Genomic DNA, 20621 nt, shown 5'->3' on the forward strand with positions numbered 1-20621 from the left:
TCAGTTGACGATTTATGAAGTAGGATTCTGTAAATTATATCTATGTATGGAATAGGAGGTTGAACATGGCTCATAAATTGCCGAACGGTTTAATAAAGTTTGATTCAAATGATTATGTCCGCAGGGAACATTTTAACGAGCAGTGGGAGACAATCGACAGTTCGATTGGTAACCTTCGTGCAGGAAATGATCATATTCAAAAAGAAATCTCCGATGTTATTAAGCCTGAGCTTAAAGAAGTACCTGAAGTGCCTATTGTGTTAAAAGAGGGGCTTCAGTTGGTTAATGCTGCACGCGATACTCCATTTAAGATGAAAGAAATCAGAGGACGGACACTGATTAACTTGCTAGGGTATGCAGGAAGCTGTGACAATGTGAACAGATACCAGACATATCAGTCGACCATTGTAGCCAATGAGAATGGGATCGAAATGTCAGCAGTGCAAAATAGTTTTGCTGCTTTCTCAACCAAGGATAAGTACAGCTTCAATAGTGGTGCCTGTTATATATTTTTATATGAAGCCAAAGGTGTTGCAGGCAATGTTGTAGGTATAGATGTTCCTGGGTTCTTTAGTTTTGAATTTCCTGTGGATACGGAATATAAACTATATTATTCACGTCTGAAAGCTAATAAAAGCGATCAAAACATAGTTTCATTTTTTGCGAGAGCGCTTAAAGCAGGGGAAAAGTACAGTGTGCGTAACATTCGAGTCTACGAGATTTCGCAAGCAGATTATGATCTCTTGGCTACGTTGCCGTCCGAGCAAGTGGCAATAAAGTATCCTTATGTAAATGGTCTTACAAACGTTAAGAATCCTTATGCATACGTTACATCGGGTAACTTATTGCCACCTTTTACAGAGTGGGAACCGTCATCGGCGGCAGCAGGGAATTATAGCACTAACACCCCCTATGAATTAGAGTTGAGGCCTAAGCAGATCAATGCATTTACACGGGTTGGAGTTAGTGTCTTACCAAATACAGTTTATACGTTTAGCGCCGAACATTCGGGTATGTTAGCGGTGGATGATGGAGTAACGTCACTTATAGCCGACTATACAAAAAGCCAGTTCTTAACGTTCAATACAGGCAAACATACAAAAGTATACTTGTATATTTCAAATGGCAAGGAAGCAGTGTATAACTGTTCGTTCAGATACCCCATGCTCATTCATGGAGACAAAAGGAAGCCATTTGTGCCACTGTCTCGTAGCATGTGGGCAGCTGAGGTTGATCTAGCTGCCAATCTGATAGACGGATCAAATCCTGATTTACTGTATATAGGGAACAATGGTTTGCCGTATGTGTTAGAAAAGTGGAAGAAGGTTACACTAGATGGCTCGTTTACGTATGAACCTGAGCGTTTCACGGGATATGTACGAGTGAGCGCTGAGAAAATACTCGTAAACAACGTTGTTGGGAACATTAATCTGAGAGTATCTAAATATGATGGTACTATGCTGGTAACTGGACCGACTAATGCGCCAGACAGGTGTTCGGATGGTGGTGGCACGAGATTTTACCTAACAATCTCTAACGCAGATAGCGGTTGGGGAGACGCCTATACACCGACAGCAGACGAAATCAAAGCATATTTCCTTGGCTGGCGCATGTTTAAATTTGGTGATGCAACAAACGCCCCATACAATGGCGATGGTCAAAAAGATTGGGGGTATAGGCAAATAGATGGTACATTGGGAGATGGGGGTAAAACCAGTGTACCGACAACTCAAGCACCAATAACTTTAAATTGGAGGCCTTATAAACTCCAGTACTTGAAGGCGAATCAAACCGCAGAATCAGTTATTAATTATGAAACGGGTCTTACACTAGAACAAGGTTGGAACATGGTAGAAGTGGGCAGTGGCATCGTGATTCGAGAAAAGTCGAATTTCAAGCTAATAGGTGATTATTTTCAATCGAATGAGTTTTACTATCCTGAAACGTGGTTTAAGCATCGTCCCGATACTTTACTCGGAATTTATAAAAATAATTGTCCAGATTATAAGCATATTACGTGGGCTGGCGGAAGTTATGGTAAAATCAGACCTCAATTTTCAAAGTTTAATTACGACGCTACCGCGGTCTATTTTGTTACTTATACGATGCTAGACCCTGTGCTGTCTGCACCGATCAACATAAGTATAGCGCCTAACCTAACAGGTACAGTTAAGGATATTGTTCAGTGGGCAGCGGATGCGGAGCGAAGGTTAAGCGTAGTTGAAACACAGAAGGCGGAGAAGGTTGCGCCACAATGGATTATTCCTTCGTTAATTAACGGTTGGACTCATGACAACCCAGTAGGTTATTACAAGGATGACGTAGGAGTTGTTCGGTTATTAGGTAGTATTACAGGCAGTAATAATAGTACTATAGCCTTTATCCTTCCAAAAGGATACCGTCCTGACCGTGCACTACAACTCCCTGCGATTTCGTGGAATGGCACCACTTGGATTGCTGCTTCAATTTCAATAGGATTAAGCGGCGCAGTGTACGTGGACCATAATGGAGGGACAAGCAAAACAGTTATCAGTTCTTCATTCAGAGCCGAACAATAAGGAGGATACGCAATGAAAGAGGCAATACAAATCAATCTTGACGGTTTCTACGTCGAACCAACGCTTGTTGCGGATTCCGTGACAGGCGTTTTTCCTATCATGGGATCAGAAGTCGAAAGTGCTGAACAACAGGTCTTAATTGGTCACACCGTTGCTGTCGAAGTGCCACCAGGCTTATATAAGCCACGCTGGGATTTTGAACTTGCTAAATGGGTGGAGGGTATGGACCAAAAGGAAATTGATGTGCTGCAAAATAATGTTTCAACAATGACGGATACAGAGGTTATCGGACGAGAATTGGCGCAATTAAAGTTGAAAGCTATGCAGCAGCAAAATGAGATTCAAGCTCTTAAAAATGAACTGGTGCAGGCAAAGCACAGCTAACCGTTAGGTATGGGAATGTGCAAAAAGTTGCTGCCAGTAATGGCTTCAATTTTCTAATCTAGTAATTTAGTAATCTTGTAGACAGAGTATAAAGAACTCTATTTAAAGAATAAATTTATGGAAACACATAACGATATGAAAGGAGCAACACGCATGGAATTTTGGAAACATGCCTACAACCTCAACTGGATCAACGCCGAAATATTACGTCGGGCAGTGAAGACAAATGCAAATCCGTCTGGTGAAATCACCCCTGAACAATATGCTGATATTACTGGCATTGCATTTGAAGCCGTTTAGTTAGACTCACAATGATGGAGTGGTTTCACAAAGAGATACTAACAAACAAGTCTAATCATGATTCCACCAAAACATAATGCTGCAATAGCCAGACAACTTGTCACACGGAAGCAACTGAGCTTGTGCATGGCAAATGTCATGTACAAGCTTATATTCATTTAAGGAGGCATAGGAACATGGAGCGGTTCGATATCCTTATTAAGTGGATCTTGGCGGCTGTATCCAGCACGATAGCTTATTTGTTTGGCGAGACGTCATCCGTCATTGGTGTACTGGCAGCACTTGCATGCATTGATTATGTATCAGGAGTAGCGGCCGCAGCATTTGCAGGGAAACTGGTGAGTCGAACGGGATTAATAGGAATAGCCAGAAAAGCGTACATGTTTGCTATGGTATCGGTCGGTCATCTGGTAGACAGTATTTTGGGCGATGCCCATATGTTCAGGGAGATGATCGCCTTTTTTTACATCGCAAACGAACTGCTATCTATCGTTGAAAATGGAGGCAGCATGGGCGCACCCATCCCACCCGCGATTAGACAAGCCATCGCCATTTTACAGGGAAAGGGCGACAATCCTCGCAACCTTCTACGTAATAAGCCACAGCATAAACGAAGAAATAAATAAAATCCTAAACAACCCTCTTGAATAAGAACGTATGTTCCTATATAATAAGAACAGGGCCACTATCATGACTTACTTCTCCTCATTTGCAGCCTCTCGTCCGAGGGGCTGACTGTTTCTTCTTATTCAGGAGAGAGGTTAGGTATGACCTACTCTGCTCCAAGATCCAGCAAATCAATCTAACTACGGACATTACAGAAGTGAACAAGGCGGTGTTTTGATGCTATGTGACGTATTTTTTGACCTTCCAGAGATGGACAAAGAAGCCACACGTAGAAATGTTGAAGCGGTATTTGAGAAGTATCGCATGTACAAGCAGATCGGTTACGAAGTAAGGGAAACCAGACTTACATCTTCTTATACTGCGCGAGTGCATGGAGAGACGAACCGTATCTCTGATCAGACGGGAGATATTGCTGCGGATAACGTTGATATACCGGAGAAGATGCGTGCTTATTGCGAACGTGTTGAGAAGGCTGTATCAAGGCTTCCGGAGAAGGAACGCCAATTGATTACAGATCGATACTTGAAGGATGACGATGTGTATGATTATCAGGTGTACAACTTCACCTTTGATCCTCCGCTAACGGAATATAGTTACTACAAGTTAAAGTGGAGGGCTGTATCTAAGCTAGCGATTTCACTTAATGTGCAGGTATTTGTCGTTACATAATACGCTCGTGCAACTTATAGAATAACGCGTCCGCACAGACCGGCTTCATATGAACCGTCCGGTCTTGTGCAGCATCGCTCATTACCCTCTTGATTATTCCCACTTAAAGGAAGTATCCTCCGATTGTTAGATGATGAAGTGCTTCATCTTAAGCGCTGCTTAATTGAATGGATGTATTTGATAACCAACTATATGTTGTAGTCGTTCCTCTCTAAGGATAAATATCCCCAATATTCAGAAATACGATGCTCCATATGGTGAGGGCAGCATAGGTGCACCGGTTCCCATTTCCATACTCAGTCAGCGCCATCAAGCCGATAGGATCGTAAGGCACAGAGAATACGATAGAATGGCTCATAAGTGGGCATTATTAGCCCTTAGCTGTCTCATATGGGTGCTCAACCTTGTTGTTTCGTACTTTTACCTGTGACATAATGATGAAACGTCTAGGTAGAAGTGGAAGGGTGATTTATCATGGAACGGCAAGGAACCTTGAAGACGGCGCTCGCCGGTATTCAATGGTTATTTTTTATGTTTGCGAATACAATTGTGATCCCGCTGACCATCGGCCATGCATTTGAGCTAGGTGCGGGTGATGTAGCATTAATGATGCAGCGATCATTTATCTTAACAGGCGCCGCTTGTTTGATGCAGGTGTTATGGGGGCATAAATGGGTGCTAATGGAAGGACAAGCCGGCTTATGGTGGGGCGTTATTATCAGCTTGTGTGCCTCTGCACCCACAATGGGCATCACACTGCCTGAGTTAGGGGCTAGCTTGGCTGTAGGGATCGTACTGGCGGGTATCACGATCATATTGCTTGGGCTGCTTGGTGTGGCTGATAAATTAAGACCTTGGTTTAACCCGAATGTTATGTTTGTTATTTTGCTCCTTATTGGCTCGCAGCTTATGATTATTTTTTCGAAAGGGATGCTTGGGCTAAACGACAGTACAGAAATATCCCCTAATATTGCACTGCTTAGTTTTGCGATTATCGTATTTTTGTTGTTGTTTAATTTATTTGGACCGAAGAAGCTGCGTAACTTCTCGGTTTTAATTGGGATTATAGTAGGGTGGATTGCATATGCCTTACTATTTGATGCACGTGTACAGCCGATGGAAGATGGCGGCAGCCTATGGAAGCTGTTCACGTGGGGAAGCCCGACGGAACATAGCCTTAACTTAGGTGTTATTGGAGTCGCTTATGTGACAGGTCTGTTGAACATGGCCAATTCGATGGCTACTTTAAAAGGTGCGGCTGTCATTTATCGTACAGAAGCGACCCCACGACAATATAGTGGAGCTTTTGTTGTTACTGGTATTATGCATATGCTGGCAGGCTTGTTTGGTGTTGTTCCGTATTCCACGTTTGCGTCTTCAATTGGATTTTTGCAAGCGTCACGAATCTTAAATCGACTTCCATATCTTATTGGTGCGATCATGATGATGGTGTTTGGCTTTGTACCGCAGTTAGCAGAAATGTTCTCTGCGTTACCGCTCACCGTCGGCAATGCGGTACTGTTTGTTGCTTATTTAAGTATGCTGGGCGCATCACTTAAACAACTAGAGGGGATATCGTTTACGAGCCGTTCGATTTACCGTGTAGCACTCCCGCTCTTTATCGGATTGGCGTGGATGACGTTTCCAAACACCGTATGGGTCCAATTTCCGGCGCTCATTCGTCCGTTGATTTCAAATGGTTTGCTGCTCGGCATGATGATTACGTTAATATTTGATCGAATCGTGCCGTGGGATCGCATTGAAGAGCAGGATCGCGCAGATGGCAAGCAGTCTGCGCAAGCTGCTGCTCCCGCTGCTGAAAATCAGGTAAGTGCGTAACAGGCAGCCTTAATATAAAGCCAGAGTGAGTAGAATTCCCTTACAGTGGTGTAGGGTACTCGTTCTGGCTTTTCTTATTTTGAATCCATAGAGCTTGTAGCATCAAGCTCCGTTAATTTCAGTTCGATCACTTTAATGCGATGACGGTCTTTTTGTTTGACAGTAAACTGCATGCCTTCATATGTATAGGATTGACCAACCCGAAGTTCCGGATTTCGGCTATAGAGCCACCCGCCAATCGTATCCGCATCCTCACTCTCCAGATGCAAACCCACCATATGGTTCACATGAGATAGTGGTGTTCGCCCTTCAATCAAGTAATGACCTTCGTGCAGAGTCGCAATCTCACGCACTTCTTCATCATCAAATTCGTCTCGAATTTCTCCGACAATTTCCTCCAAAATATCCTCGATGGTGATTAAACCTGCTGTCCCACCGTATTCATCCAATAAAATTGCCATATGAATATGCTCCTGCTGCATTCGCCTTAGCACAGATTTAATAGGTATAGATTCCGGTAAACTAATAATCGGTCGTATTAACCGCTGAAATGGGTAATCCAGATCATGATCGGCTTCCAAAAACAATTGCTTCGTATTTACGAGCCCTATAATATGGTCCTTGTTTCGATCTGCGACAGGGAAACGGGTATATTGCTCGCGTTTAATGACACGGACATTTTCCTGCATCGATTTATTTTTATAAAGGCATACCATATCTGTACGCGGAATCATAATTTCTTTTGCTGACAGATCGTCAAAATTAAAAATGCGATTGACGTATCCAAACTCCGTCTTGGTAATCGTTCCGCGTTCCAGACTTTGAGACAGAATAATCCGAATTTCCTCCTCAGAATGGGCAGCCTCATGATCAGTAGTTGATTTGTATCCGACCAAGCGTACAATAACGTTAGCCGAACTGTTTAACACCCAAATAAACGGATACATTACTCGATAAAACCATATAATTGGTTTAGCAAATTTCAGGACAAGCATTTCCGCTTCATATAATGCAATCGTTTTTGGCGCCAGCTCGCCTAATACAACCGATATGTAGGTAACGAGTGTAAATCCAGCAGCAAACGAAATAACTCTGGATACAGGGCCAGGTATGCCAATGGAGTCCAGCAACGGCTGCAACAATCGTACGAAAGTGGGCTCTCCAAGCCAGCCTAAGCCTAGCGCAGCAATGGTAATGCCAAGTTGACAGGCAGATAAATAACTGTTCATCTGAGTCACAATTTTCTGAACTTCCAGCGCATGAGGCACTCCTTCCAGCACCAACTGATCCACGCGAGATGAACGCATTTTGACGATCGAAAATTCTGTCGCCACAAAGAAGGCAGTAAGTGCGATCAGTAAAAATACGAGCAAGATGTTCCAAAGCAACAATGTTCACCTCCTACCTTAAATTGATGCAGGAAGAAGGAGAGTCTGACGAATTATCGTATCTGCTTATTCCAGCTCTCTTAGAGTGCTCCATCACGGGCTGCCATTATTCGTTATTATGGGCTCAAAGGTTAACAAATGCGATTGCAACCGTTAGAATAGAAGGCGTACACCTACATAGAGACTAAACCATATAGGAGGATGAGCCAAATATGCCGGCATGGTATGAACAAAGTTTCGGTGAAGACTATTTGCTTGTGTACAAGCATCGAGACATGCAAGGGGCGGCAGAAGAGGTGCACCGTATGGTGAATTGGCTGCAACTTCCACAAGGGGCGCATATTTTTGATCTGTGCTGCGGCATGGGTAGACATTCTGTAGCTCTGGCGGAAGCCGGATACCAAGTGACGGGAATGGATCTGTCTGAAGTGCTGCTAAGAGAGGCACGGATTCATGACGGGACAGGCTCAGTTACGTTTGTACGGGGAGATATGAGACGAGTGCCCTTAGAGGGCCCGTTTGACGCTGTTGTGAACTTATTTACGTCGTTTGGTTACTTTGAAGAGGACGCAGACAATGCACAGGTTATCCATGAAATTGCACGTGTATTGCGAACCGGGTGTCCTTTTATCATTGATTTTCTGAATGCAGCCTACGTGGAACAACATTTGGTGCGCCAATCCGAGCGCATAGACGCGAACACACTTATTCAAGAGACCCGCAAGATTGAAGATGGATATGTCAAAAAGAACATTACATTAACGTCGATTACGCAGCATAACCAACAGTCCTTAGAGGAGAACACGCGTCATTATGAAGAGCGTGTGAAGCTGTACGGATTGCCCGCATTCAGGCGTATGATCGCCGATGCAGGTCTGGTTTTGGACCATGTGTACGGTGACTATGATGGTTCAGAATATGATGCCGAGCGATCTACCCGGCTTATTCTGGTCGGACGTAAATTATAAGGCACACGTTATATCTGGTATTTGCTATTAAGCACATTAGCATCTGGCTCAGACTGGAGATCCATAAACGTTCACATGAGATGGAGGCACTGAAATGTCGGAGTCGAAGCTTGTAGAGGAACTCACAAAGCAAGATTATACAAGCCAAACGTGGGCAGAAGGCGAAACTTGGTCGATTACGGTCTGGAACGAGGATGGATTAAACGATGCCAGCGCTATATATCAAATTCGTATACCGCTGCCGTTTTCGCTGCGCTGGGTAAACGCTTATGCGATCTATGATCAAAAAGAGGGATGGACGTTGGTGGACCCTGGTTTGCGTACAGCCGCAGCTGAATTGGCTTGGGTGCAGATTATTGAACATATGAATTTGACGCAAGGGAAAGTGGCGAGTATTGTACTTACTCACTACCATCCGGACCATCTCGGATTAGCAGGTTGGTTGCAGCAGCGGTTTCAGGTTCCGGTATTGATGTCGGAGATCGGTTGGAAGCATGCCCAGATGTTATGGGGGGCAGGGCAGACGATGACTGCAAAGATGCAGCACATATTGCAGCAGCACGGCGTATCCAGACAAGTAAGCGATCTAGTTGGTAAACATATGGACAGCTTTATTCCGCTCGTTTCCCCGCTTCCTCAGGTCACTTTGGTGAGCGATGGTGAAATGGTTTGTTTTGGTGGTCGGGAGTGGCAAGTGATCGAGACACACGGGCATGCACCGGGCCATTTGAGCTATTACAATGAGCAGTATCGGGTTTTACTTGCTGGAGATCATATTCTACCTCAAATTTCTCCTAACGTCAGCTACATGCCAGGAAGTGATCCTGAGCCGCTGCATCATTTCTTGCTCGGGTTAGAACGATTGGCGCAGCTTGATGCTGTACTCGTACTACCTGGTCATAGACATCCATTTGTTTACTTTCATAGCCGAATTGAGGACCTTCTTGAGCATCACGAGCAGCGCCTGATGGAGCTGCGAGCGCTGCTCGTAACCGAACAGACCGCCCAAGAACTTTGTGCTCACCTATTCGGGTCAACGGATCGACTTACTATCCACCAGTTTCGTTTTGCGATGGGTGAGACGTTAGCTCACTTAATGGAATTGCGACGACGCAAACAAGTGACTACTCGTCAAGTGGACAAAGTTATAGTGTGGAAAGCAACAGCCCCCGAATCCGATTAGGATGCAGGGGCTGTTTGTTTATGTGCTGACCATTTCAAAATGAAATATAAAGGGTCTGTTACAATTTAAACTTGTTAATTTCGTCCATCATATGACGTGTCATCAAAGTAAGTCCTTCGGCTGTGCCAAGCACTTCCTCAGACGCGGCCGCTGTTTCCTCGGACGTTGCTGCAATTTCTTCAGAAGATGCGGATATTTCTTCCGCAATGGCAGAGCTTGCCTCCACACGGCTCAAAATTTCGTCTTTCTCTTGATTAATGATGATGGCCGCCTGATTTACGGCATCAAGCTGCGGTGTGATGTACTCCAGCGCTTCAATAATATGCTGGAACGATCCGATTGCTGTGTCTACATCCTGACGTTGCTCTGTTACTGCACTTTGCATCACTTGAGCCGTATTCAGCATCTCGGCGGCGTCATGGGATACCCCGTGAATGAGCATTGCGATAGCACGTGCCGATTCACGAGATTGCTCCGACAGCTTGCGCACTTCATCCGCAACTACGGCAAAGCCTTTGCCTGCTTCCCCTGCACGTGCGGATTCGATAGCCGCATTAAGGGCAAGCAAATTAGTCTGCTCTGCTATCTCATTCATCGTATCGGTAATGCGATGAATTTGCTTAAAGTTTTCGTTTGACGTCACGATATTTTGAATAAACGCTTCGAATGCTTGCTGCATATCGTGCACAGAAGTTTCGAGTTTATTCATATTGGAACGGCTGCCGTCGGCAAGCTGGTGAATCTGTTTGCCGCTCTCATCAATAACAGAGACCGATTGTGACATTTGATCCAGTCGATGACCATAACTGGATAGTGTATCACTAATGCTGACCAGATCTTCAGTCTGTGAGCCTACACCGCCTGCTACATCTTGAATAGAAGTAGAAACCGTATCACATGCGACACACATTTCTTGGGCCGCTTGGCTTAGCTGAATAGAAGCATCATCGATCTCACGGGATTGCTGCTGCACCGTCCCGATCAGCTGTCTTAAAGACTGCTGCATATTTACGAGCATGCCGCCAAGAGCACCCAGTTCATCGTTACGTTTTAAGATGGCTTCATTAACTTGTGTATTCAGGCGTCCTTTGGAAATTGCATTAAAATTACTGCTTATCATACGGAAAGCGCCAGTTAGTCGATTCGAGAATAACAGAACTAATGTAATGCCAAACGCGATAAAAATAAAGGAGCCTATAACCAAATCCCGCTGCATCTTCGTTACGCCGCTTAGAAGTTCTTCTTCTTTCATATAGATGCCGGCTGCACCACCGGTCAGCGGAATTGGCGAGAATCCGACAAGTTTGGTCTCTCCTTCATAAGAATACTTGCCATTACCCGTCTCACCTGCAATCATCCGCTTACTAATCTCTGCTAGTCCTGCCTGTTTAGCATCCTGAGCACCGGCTTCAATCAGATTTACACGGTCATAAACCATATCAATCTGTTCATGCGCGACAATAGTAGCTTCTTTATCCACTATGAACACACGGCCAGTTTCGCCAACTTTCATATCATTGGCGATTCGGCTTAATCGATCAGCCTTATGCTCCATCCAAATGACGCCGTTAACAGCCCCATCGTGATACAGCGGTACCGCAAACACAATAATAAGGGTTTTGTTGTCTACCTGTGAGATTAACACGTCCGAAGTTGCCGGGCTTCCGGTTTTGGCGGTCATAAAATAATTTCGCTGTGCGATGCTTGAGCCAACCTCTGTTCCAAACAGATTAAGACCGCTTTGGTCAGCGATCCCCCAGCCATTAGCCTCTTCCAAGTGGAAATGGTGCTCCAATTGCTTTAAAAGTGGTTTGGACACTCCTTGCTTAAACTCGCTTACCCCGTTCATGCCACTCATCGTAATGAGAAAGCTCAGCTTGTTGTTTAATGCATCGTTATAACGCATAGCCGATTGTTTGGCGAGTTGGGGAAGCATCGCTTCTGCTGACAACTCCAGTTCTTTCTTCGCTTCAAGGTAAGAGGTGGCTGTCAAACCGATACATAATACGATCAGCAGCCCTCCAAACGTAAATATAAGTTGCTTTTTCAAAGAATTTAATTTAAACCACTTACTTAACTTATCCAATCTGTAAACTCCTTCCGAAAATGATGTTGCTAGTGTTGACTGTTTGCCTACAGCCCCGTCGTATTCATATCGTAATAATGCTGCTAATTATGAATGATATATTTATGACATAATTGGTTGTATTTTCATTTATAAATATGTTCATACATACACAAAAATAAATAACGAACCTGATAATGCTTACTGAGCATTACACAGATTCGTTATTTGAAGGCTGTATAAGTGTTACATGTACTTTAGACGCTAATTGATCACTTCATCTGTTTCGGCTTGTTGAAGTGCACGCATCTTCACCATATCCTCTTCTCGTTCGGCTTGCTTGCGGTGTGCAATTCGACTGCTGGCAGCAGCTGCGATGGCACCAACAATATCATCTAAGAAAGTATGTATTTCACCGCTATTCTTATCGTTTAGACGCTCAAGTATGCCGGGCTTCATCTTGTCTACGTAGCCGAAATTAGTAAAACCAATACTTCCGTATACGTTAACGATTGACAAGGCAACGATTTCATCGACGCCATATAAGCCTTCATCGTTTTCAACCATTTCCTGCAAGGTTGGAATTAGTTTGCCTTCCTCAGCCAGTACATCCAATTGAATGCCTGTCAAAATGGCATTTTGCACTTCGCGTTTCAACAACACTTGCTCCACGCTATATTTGCAATAATCGAGTGTCAGCTCAGGGAAATATTTGTGCTGTAAGAACAGAACCAATTCGGCAATTTGATCCGTTGTGACCCCGCGTTTTTTTAACCATGCACGTGTTTCGGCTTCAACTTTGTCGCTGTTCAGGGTGTAAGGCTTCTTCTTAATCGCTGCTTTGTCTTTGTTTAACAAATCGTTGGACAAGTTGTGCTTGTCTAGCTTCATTTGCTCACTCATACATTTCACCTCATTATTAGCATCTACATCTTCGCGCTGATTGGTGTACTTCTTTAGCATGCACGAGCGCTACAAAAATTGCAAATCTCGTCATGAATCAGCTTATCCGCTCGTATACATAGGACAAATGGGTGCGAAGACAAGCTTGGTTCGCTTGCGAACACGCATCACTACAGGTCAAGGAGGCATTAACAACAGATGAACAATTCGAAACTGCTTACGCCACACACGAACACGTTCCGCCGCCGCTTAGGAGTGCTTGCGTGCACGCTTATATTATCCACAGGTTTAGCCGCCTGTGGAGGAGAAGGGGCTATTGACGCCCCGCCACCTGATGTAGAAGCTCAGATGCTGCGTCAGGCGGAAGGACAGGCTGTCACAGATGTGAACAGCACGGGCCAACTGACAGACGATGCAGCTGCTCAGGCAAATATGTTCGTATATTTAAAGGATCATCATGACTATTTGGCGCCAATTGCGTATCACTGGGAAGCTAAGGATGAGACTGCACTGGCTAAGACTGCGCTAGAAATGCTGATAGAAGGTGGGGTATACGCCAACAAACTGCCAGCAGGTTTTAAGACGACACTTCCAAAAGGTACACGGATTACAAATGTGGCGCTTAAACCAGAGCAGAAGCTGGCAGTCGTGGAGTTCTCGGATGAGTTCAAAAATTATGAGGCCGCTCAGGAGCGCTCTATATTGGAGTCTATTACGTGGACACTAACGTCTTTGCCTAATGTTAAGGAAGTGCAGTTGTGGATGAATTCCAAGAAGCTGACCGAGATGCCTGTTGATCGTACGCCAGTAGATACACCTGTTACGCGCAGCTTGGGCATTAATCTGGAAAAGGGTGAAAGTGTTAACTACTTACAATCGATGCCTGTAATGTTATATTTCACTTCGCTCACAGAGGATGGAAAATCATACTACATTCCCGTGACACGTCTGATTGAACCGTCAGACAACGCTGTAGAAGCTGCGCTCCAGCAAATTATTCAAGGACCACAAGATAAAAAGGCGATGTCTATGGTCGCTACCGAGGCGACAAAAATCAAAAATATCGAACACTCCAAAGATACTGTGACGGTTGATCTGGTCGATTCCATGTTTGAGAAGGGTGATAAAGTGCCTGCCGATCTGCTGAAATCAGTTGTTTTGTCATTAACAGAGCTGCCTAATGTAGGGAAAGTTCAAATTCGTATGAACGGTGTAGCGGATATTCAAGGAACGGACAACAAAGACTATTCTAAGCCAGTTACGAGGCCAATCGTTAACCCGATGTGGAAAGGCTAAATTGGTACTGTTCACATAACCTCTATACGTTCAAAGATGATTTTCGCGTAGGACTTTGGTAGAATAGGGGATGTTACTTTTTAAACGGATTCAGGGAGCATTTCTAGGAGGCACATACATGAGAAGCAACGGACGCAAGGCGGAAGATCTCCGTCCTATTACAATTCAGACGAATACGAACAAGTATGCGGAAGGCTCCGTATTAATTGAAGTGGGCGACACTAAAGTGTTGTGTACCGCTAGTGTGGAGGAGAGAGTTCCTCCATTTATGAAAGGCCAAGGCAAAGGCTGGATTACAGCGGAGTACTCCATGCTGCCGCGCGCCACACAGACACGTAATCAGCGTGAGGCAGCACGGGGCAAGTTGACTGGACGCACGATGGAAATTCAACGACTAATCGGTCGTGCATTACGTTCGGTTGTGGATTTACATGCACTTGGGGAGCGCACAATCACGCTGGATTGTGACGTACTGCAAGCAGATGGAGGCACGCGCACAACCTCTATTACGGGAGCGTTTATCGCGATGGCCTTGGCGATACATAAGATTAGCCAACAGCATTCGTTGTCTAAATTCCCGATTAACGACTTTCTGGCTTCGGTCAGCGTAGGCGTTGTTCAGGGAGAGCCTAAATGTGATTTGAACTACGAAGAGGATTCGTCCGCTAAAGTAGATATGAATGTGGTCATGACCGGAAACGGGAAATTTGTTGAAGTGCAAGGTACAGGAGAAGAGAGTCCATTCTCCCGCCAAGAGCTTAATCAATTGCTGGAGCTTGCGGAACAAGGCATCATGAAGCTGATTGAATTGCAGCGTGAAGCACTTGGTGATATCGCGGTTAAGATTGATGCCCAGGCTAACGCAAGCAAGGAGGCTTAACATCAGAGATGCCTATCGTGGGAGATACGATTATTGTGGCAACACGCAATGCAGGTAAAGTCCGTGAATTTACACACGCTTTTTCCTCACTAGGGCTAACCGTCAGGAGCTTGTCTGACTATCCGAACATTCCGGATGTAGAAGAAGACGGGGAAACGTTCTTGGAAAATGCGCTCAAAAAAGCCAAAACGGTTGCTGAGAAGCTGAACATTCCTGTACTGGCGGATGACTCTGGGCTTTGTGTTGGCCGCTTAAATGGAGAACCGGGTGTTTTTTCCGCTCGTTATGCGGGAGAACACGGGAACGATGACGCTAACAATGCCAAGCTGCTGGCTGCTCTGCAAGCTTTGCCAGACTGTGAGACGACGACAATTAGTTCATCGGAACGTGTGCATGAAAAGTGGCTTAGCCCCGCGCAATTTGTTTGCGCGCTTGTGCTCTATGATCCCGCGAAGAAACAAGCATATGAAGCAGTTGGTACGTCAGATGGCTATATTACGGACCACCCGCGTGGAACGAACGGCTTTGGTTATGATCCGCTGTTTTATATTCCATCGTATGATCGGACGATGGCAGAATTAACGACAGAAGAGAAGCAGCGTATCAGTCATCGTGGTGAAGCCTTGAGGCTTCTTAGACAACGGCTGTCGATCATTTAAGCTTCATAATATATTCCAAAATAGTGCTGGACAATCGAACAGGGTTCAGTTATCGTAGAAGAAAGTAGGCACCTTTGCAATTGTATGTGAAGGTGCCTTTTCTCATATGTATCCTACAGTAACCAGATCGGCTAAATAAGGATTGGAGGCTTAGAACGATGAGTGAGAGTCAGAATCAGCAGTATGGCATTGAGACATTGGCCGTTCATGCAGGCCAAGAAGTGGATCCAACAACGCTTTCGCGAGCGGTTCCTTTGTACCAGACCACCTCGTATACGTTCCGCGATGCGGACCACGCAGCGAATTTGTTTGCGCTCAAGGAATTCGGCAACATTTATACACGTCTGATGAACCCAACGACAGATGTGTTTGAGAAGCGGGTAGCAGCACTTGAAGGTGGTGCGGCCGGCCTGGCTACAGCATCTGGTCAAGCTGCGATCACATACGCGATTTTGAACATCGCTGGCGCAGGTGATGAGATCGTTTCCGCCTCCACCTTGTACGGCGGCACCTATAACTTGTTCTCGACTACGCTTGCGAAGCTCGGCATTAAGGTTCACTTTGTGGACCCTTCCGATCCAGAGAACTTCCGCAAAGCTATTACACCACAGACAAAAGCGTTGTATGCTGAGACAGTAGGAAATCCAAAAGGTGATGTACTCGATATTGAGGCCGTTGCCAACATTGCGCATGAGAATGGACTGCCGTTGATTGTGGACAATACGTTCCCATCTCCATTCCTGCTTCGTCCGCTTGAGCATGGTGCTGATATTGTTGTTCATTCGGCAACTAAATTTATTGGCGGTCATGGTACGTCCATCGGCGGTATTATCGTTGATGGCGGTAAGTTTGATTGGAGCGCGAGCGACAAGTTTCCTGGCTTGACGGAACCGGATCCTAGCTATCATGGTGTTGTCTATACAGAAGCTGTAGGTCCGATTGCTTACATTATTAAGGCACGTGTACAATTGCTTCGTGATATGGGAGCGACATTGTCGCCATTTAATGCTTTTATGCTTCTTCAAGGGTTAGAGACGCTGCATTTACGGATGGAGCGTCACAGCCAAAATGCTTTGCGAGTAGCCGAGTTTTTGGAGCAGCATGATGCGGTTGCTTCGGTCAGCTACTCCGGTCTTCCAAGCCATAGCTCCTATGAGCTGGCACAGAAATATTTGCCTAAAGGTCAAGGGGCCATTTTGTCCTTCGAGATTAAGGGCGGCGTGGAAGCGGGGCGTAAAGTTATCGAGCACGTCAAGCTGTTCTCTCACCTGGCAAATGTCGGGGACTCGAAGTCACTCATTATTCATCCGGCAAGTACGACACATCAACAGCTGGATGAGCTAGAGCAAGTGTCCGCAGGAGTATTACCTGGGTTGATTCGATTGTCTATCGGAACAGAATCGATTCAAGACATATTACACGACTTGGATCAAGCTATTCGTGCTAGCCAAGCGTAATGGATTACAGAGGAGTTAACTTCGTGTCTGTGCAATTGTATATCACCTTCTGCTATAGCCGACTGCATCAGGCTGGTTCAGGTGTAAGCGTTTGAGCGTTCTTATAATCGGGATCGTGTGACGAACGGAACGAATGGACTGTTCATTGCAGGTGAAGGTGATTTATAACGGATTAATGATAACGTTATACCTAGTTTAAATAAGGATACGCGGGCGGTTCAAGCTGCTGCGTATCCTTTTTGCATGAGAGGAGAGGAAAATGGAGATGAAATCAAAAATGTCCACACAAGGTGGACACAAGTTGGACATAAGGGGAGAATTTCTATTTGTTAAAAAGCTTACAGCAAGTTGTATCTTATCTTGTCTTAGGTTCACAGGCATGCACAGGATTGATTTCTGTAAAATGAAGTACGTACGCCTATCTATTGCCTATCTATAAAGTAACCTTCACCTTATAATGACGAAGCCAATAATCCACTTGGAGCAAATAGGCAAACAATTGCGGCCCCGACATTAACTGCCCGAACCAAGGTAAGTTCGAGCTTGCTTCATCAGATGCGGCAATCTCGCGTATTCGTGATTCATTGATAAACTGATGAAGAGGAGAAGTGGCGTCGTCAAGCCGTTCTAGCGCTAGTTTGCGTACCGTATTCAAATAACTCGGATTATGTGTTTTTGGATACGGACTCTTTTTGCGATACAGCACATCATCAGGTAAAATACCTTCCAACGCTTTACGCAGCAGACCTTTTTCCCGATTACCGTAAGTTTTAATCTCCCAAGGAATATTAAAAACATACTGCACAAGTCGATGATCCGTATACGGAACCCGAACCTCTAATCCAACACCCATGCTCATACGATCTTTGCGATCGAGTAAAGTCGGCATAAATCGCGTAATGTTTAAATAAGACATCCGTCGCATTTTTCGGGCTGTTTCGTCTTCGCCAGACAGCAGGGGTACCTCATGTATCGCATCCGTATAACGATCAGCGACATATTGATCGGCTTTAATCAGTTCAGCTATTTCAGGCTTCAGCAAGCTTTTACGCAGCGGAGCAGCGAGTGCCCACGGGAACGTATTGGCATTTAGAGCTTCTGCACGATGAAACCAAGGATAGCCGCCAAATACTTCATCAGCAGCTTCGCCAGAGAGTGCCACTGTAGCACCTTTTTTGATTTCTCGGCAAAATAAATAAAGTGATCCGTCAATGTCAGTCATACCTGGAAGATCACGTACGAGGACAGCTTGCTCCAGCGAGTTAACAAGCTCAGGTGTATCAAATTGGATGTAATGATGATTAGTGCCCAGTTGTTCCACCATGCGCTGTATCCAAGGTGCATCTGCATTGGGCTGGAAGCTGTGTGCCTTGAAATGTTTGTCATTGTCGACATAATCGACCGAATACGTATCGACTTGGCCGAGGCCCAGCCGGTTATAATATTGGACAGTAAGTGCCGTCAATGCGCTGGAATCCAGTCCGCCGGAGAGCAAGGTGCCAACAGGGACGTCAGAGACGAGCTGTCTTTCAACGGTATCGATCAGCAGCTCCCGCACTTGCGCAGCGGTAGCTTCGGCATCTAACTCATGCGGTGCGCTTTGTAATTTCCAGTAAGCCGTCGTGCGCAAGCCATTCCGATCATAGGTTAAGGTATGGCCTGGACGGAGCTCCGACATCGTGCTGTATACACCATGCCCTGGTGTACGTGCAGGGCCTACGAGGAAAATTTCGGCGATGCCTTCAGCGCCAATGGCCGGTTCAATCGAAGGGTGCTGAAGCAACGCCTTCGGCTCGGAGCCAAAAGCAAACCAGCCCTCTCCACGGCTGTAGAATAGCGGCTTAACGCCTAGCCGATCGCGGGCGACAAACAGCTTCTGTTCCTGTTCGTGCCAGATCGCAAATGCAAAAATACCGTTAAATTTGTCTACGCATTGCTCTCTCCATTCGATATAGGAGACGAGCAGCACTTCCGTATCACAATTTGTTTGAAACGAATAACCGCAGCTTTCTAAGGCCCGCCGCAGCTCCAAAGCATTGTATAGTTCGCCGTTGTACGCGACAGCGTACGTTCCACTTTCATGATGGCGAATCATCGGCTGTGCGCCATTTACGGGGTCAATGACAGATAGACGTCGATGACCAAGCGCGCATGATTCCGTGACCCATGTTCCTTTGGCATCTGGACCACGAGCGTCCAACGTTGCGGTCATTTGCTCTATGACAGCGGTATGTTCCGTCAGTTCCCGCTTCCAATCAATCCAACCTGTTATTCCACACATGTATTGTCCATCCTCTCCGATCCGTTACTTCCAGAAGACCGATGAACCGGGATGCCGGTAGATCGAGATAATAACATGGGTATGCAGGAAACGGCATAAGATGTATGTCCATCAGGAGAAGCTAATAAAAAAGGAGGGGGTGTCATGGTTAAACAATCGTATTATGTTTCGATTCAGCACAGAACTATTCAAGCAGAGCCAGTTGAAACATCACATTGGGAAATATTGGCGACTAAAGAAGAAGTAGAACATATGTCGTATTTATTGGGAGAAATCGGTGATGCGGAGACAGATGTATTACGTGAGGGGTTTATGATGTTTACACCGCAAACCAACGAGGCGCTTAATGCAAGGTACCAGGTTAATCTGAATGCGGTATATTCGGAAATATATAGGTTGGGCACTGAACATACTAAGGCAGAAATTAAACGGATGTGGAAATAATTTGTTGATTGAACGGTATGGGATCAAATGACAGGTCAGGAGGTAGTTAATGCATGATGGATATCCAGCAAGCGTCATTTCTTCGAACGGTTGATCATAACGGCAGAATGTTAGCAGAAGTGGAAGTCGTCCCCTATGAGCAAAATATCGGTAATGTTACCGTATACGTAGCTGCAATTCCAAATGGCGGCTTTGAGATCGTGCAGGCTTTACCGAGTCAAGCAAACACGGTAACTTCTTACGAGGCAGACGCTGGCTTGACACAATCGATGTCAGTTGCAGACAATAGTATGTTTTTGAGTCAAGAATTTGGTCTGGATTGGAATGCCAAATCTCATTTTCTTGACCATTTGTTGTCGTGTGATGAAGTCCGGTGTGATCTGGAGAAGCATCTAGGAACTTAAACATCTTAAATGAAGCCGCAGACCAATGTAATTCGGAATGTAATTGGGACTGGAATCAAACTGCTAGGTGATACCAGCCGACACACATGCAACCTATAAGCAGCACGATACGTTTACATCTAACTAAAGGAGGAAGCACCATGACGGAACAATTTAAAGACAACAAAGGTAACAAGTACAGCCACCAAGCTAAGCATGCTAATGAAGTTGTTTCTAAAAATGCAAAACATTCCGCAGGCAAAAACCCGTGGGCGACTCGAAACAAATAAATAAGGATGACGAGCGCGGCCTGTGGCCGTGCTTTTTTTATTGCGTT

The 20621-nt window shown here is 45.3% G+C and carries 20 protein-coding genes; 15 read left to right on the forward strand and 5 right to left on the reverse strand.

Annotated elements, in window-relative coordinates; all coding sequences use genetic code 11:
* The first annotated feature begins 65 nt into the window (after positions 1 to 65).
* The 5 genes from H509_RS0122450 (at position 66) to H509_RS0122470 (ending at position 4538) form a co-directional block, all read left to right on the forward strand.
* On the forward strand, positions 66 to 2558 hold the full coding sequence (locus tag H509_RS0122450) for a hypothetical protein (RefSeq protein WP_028547047.1): 2493 nt from the start codon (positions 66 to 68) through the stop codon (positions 2556 to 2558).
* Positions 2559 to 2570: 12 nt separating this feature from the next.
* Entirely contained in the window at positions 2571 to 2942 is a 372-nt protein-coding gene (locus H509_RS26970; protein ID WP_028547048.1) for a hypothetical protein, read from the forward strand.
* A 153-nt stretch (positions 2943 to 3095) separates the two neighbouring features.
* Positions 3096 to 3242 (forward strand): XkdX family protein, encoded by a 147-nt coding sequence (locus tag H509_RS26375; RefSeq protein WP_036698609.1) that lies wholly within the window; start codon positions 3096 to 3098, stop codon positions 3240 to 3242.
* Between the two features lie 176 nt (positions 3243 to 3418).
* The gene (locus H509_RS0122465; protein WP_028547049.1) at positions 3419 to 3868 is read left to right on the forward strand and encodes a phage holin family protein; all 450 of its coding nucleotides are present in this window, start codon (positions 3419 to 3421) and stop codon (positions 3866 to 3868) included.
* A gap of 217 nt (positions 3869 to 4085) precedes the next feature.
* Entirely contained in the window at positions 4086 to 4538 is a 453-nt protein-coding gene (locus H509_RS0122470; RefSeq protein ID WP_028547050.1) for an ArpU family phage packaging/lysis transcriptional regulator, read from the forward strand.
* Between the two features lie 211 nt (positions 4539 to 4749).
* Here the strand turns inward: H509_RS0122470 and H509_RS27880 are convergent, their stop codons facing one another.
* The gene (locus H509_RS27880; RefSeq protein ID WP_157277903.1) at positions 4750 to 4896 is read right to left on the reverse strand and encodes a hypothetical protein; all 147 of its coding nucleotides are present in this window, start codon (positions 4894 to 4896) and stop codon (positions 4750 to 4752) included.
* 116 nt (positions 4897 to 5012) lie between these two features.
* On the opposite strand from H509_RS27880, the gene H509_RS26380 reads away from it, so the two are divergent.
* Positions 5013 to 6377, forward strand: coding sequence for a uracil/xanthine transporter (locus H509_RS26380; RefSeq protein WP_084159346.1), 1365 nt, complete (start codon positions 5013 to 5015; stop codon positions 6375 to 6377).
* Between the two features lie 74 nt (positions 6378 to 6451).
* Here the strand turns inward: H509_RS26380 and H509_RS0122485 are convergent, their stop codons facing one another.
* Complete coding sequence (locus H509_RS0122485) at positions 6452 to 7768, reverse strand: CNNM domain-containing protein (protein ID WP_028547051.1); 1317 nt, start codon at positions 7766 to 7768, stop codon at positions 6452 to 6454.
* A gap of 209 nt (positions 7769 to 7977) precedes the next feature.
* Between H509_RS0122485 and H509_RS0122490 the strand changes: the two genes are divergently transcribed.
* Both H509_RS0122490 and H509_RS0122495 read left to right on the forward strand, forming a co-directional pair.
* Positions 7978 to 8733 carry a class I SAM-dependent methyltransferase gene (locus tag H509_RS0122490; RefSeq protein ID WP_028547052.1) on the forward strand — a complete coding sequence of 252 codons (756 nt, stop codon included), beginning with the start codon at positions 7978 to 7980 and terminating at the stop codon, positions 8731 to 8733.
* A gap of 94 nt (positions 8734 to 8827) precedes the next feature.
* Complete coding sequence (locus H509_RS0122495; protein WP_084159347.1) at positions 8828 to 9916, forward strand: MBL fold metallo-hydrolase; 1089 nt, start codon at positions 8828 to 8830, stop codon at positions 9914 to 9916.
* 58 nt (positions 9917 to 9974) lie between these two features.
* Here H509_RS0122495 and H509_RS0122500 read toward each other — a convergent pair whose 3' ends face one another.
* Positions 9975 to 12002, reverse strand: a complete 2028-nt coding sequence (locus H509_RS0122500; protein ID WP_051287527.1) for a methyl-accepting chemotaxis protein — start codon at positions 12000 to 12002, stop codon at positions 9975 to 9977.
* Between the two features lie 243 nt (positions 12003 to 12245).
* The gene (locus H509_RS0122505) at positions 12246 to 12944 is read right to left on the reverse strand and encodes a phosphatidylglycerophosphatase A family protein (protein WP_425414254.1); all 699 of its coding nucleotides are present in this window, start codon (positions 12942 to 12944) and stop codon (positions 12246 to 12248) included.
* Between the two features lie 138 nt (positions 12945 to 13082).
* On the opposite strand from H509_RS0122505, the gene H509_RS0122515 reads away from it, so the two are divergent.
* The 4 genes from H509_RS0122515 to H509_RS0122530 all read left to right on the forward strand — a co-directional run bounded on the left by H509_RS0122515 (position 13083) and on the right by H509_RS0122530 (position 17176).
* A complete protein-coding gene (locus tag H509_RS0122515) occupies positions 13083 to 14180 on the forward strand; it encodes a GerMN domain-containing protein (protein WP_084159348.1) in 1098 nt (365 codons plus the stop codon).
* A gap of 118 nt (positions 14181 to 14298) precedes the next feature.
* Positions 14299 to 15060 carry a ribonuclease PH gene (rph, locus tag H509_RS0122520; RefSeq protein ID WP_028547057.1) on the forward strand — a complete coding sequence of 254 codons (762 nt, stop codon included), beginning with the start codon at positions 14299 to 14301 and terminating at the stop codon, positions 15058 to 15060.
* An 8-nt stretch (positions 15061 to 15068) separates the two neighbouring features.
* Positions 15069 to 15719, forward strand: coding sequence for an XTP/dITP diphosphatase (locus H509_RS0122525; RefSeq protein ID WP_028547058.1), 651 nt, complete (start codon positions 15069 to 15071; stop codon positions 15717 to 15719).
* Between the two features lie 158 nt (positions 15720 to 15877).
* On the forward strand, positions 15878 to 17176 hold the full coding sequence (locus tag H509_RS0122530) for a homocysteine synthase (protein WP_028547059.1): 1299 nt from the start codon (positions 15878 to 15880) through the stop codon (positions 17174 to 17176).
* A gap of 433 nt (positions 17177 to 17609) precedes the next feature.
* Here H509_RS0122530 and asnB read toward each other — a convergent pair whose 3' ends face one another.
* On the reverse strand, positions 17610 to 19457 hold the full coding sequence (gene asnB, locus H509_RS0122540; protein WP_028547061.1) for an asparagine synthase (glutamine-hydrolyzing): 1848 nt from the start codon (positions 19455 to 19457) through the stop codon (positions 17610 to 17612).
* Between the two features lie 144 nt (positions 19458 to 19601).
* Between asnB and H509_RS0122545 the strand changes: the two genes are divergently transcribed.
* From H509_RS0122545 to H509_RS28665, 3 genes are all read left to right on the forward strand, one after another.
* The gene (locus H509_RS0122545; protein WP_028547062.1) at positions 19602 to 19901 is read left to right on the forward strand and encodes a hypothetical protein; all 300 of its coding nucleotides are present in this window, start codon (positions 19602 to 19604) and stop codon (positions 19899 to 19901) included.
* Between the two features lie 53 nt (positions 19902 to 19954).
* The gene (locus H509_RS0122550; RefSeq protein WP_028547063.1) at positions 19955 to 20305 is read left to right on the forward strand and encodes a hypothetical protein; all 351 of its coding nucleotides are present in this window, start codon (positions 19955 to 19957) and stop codon (positions 20303 to 20305) included.
* 140 nt (positions 20306 to 20445) lie between these two features.
* The gene (locus H509_RS28665) at positions 20446 to 20574 is read left to right on the forward strand and encodes a hypothetical protein (RefSeq protein WP_281169764.1); all 129 of its coding nucleotides are present in this window, start codon (positions 20446 to 20448) and stop codon (positions 20572 to 20574) included.
* Positions 20575 to 20621: the final 47 nt, after the last annotated feature.

Source organism: Paenibacillus taiwanensis DSM 18679, assembly GCF_000425125.1.
In the GTDB taxonomy this organism is placed as follows: domain Bacteria; phylum Bacillota; class Bacilli; order Paenibacillales; family Paenibacillaceae; genus Paenibacillus_B; species Paenibacillus_B taiwanensis.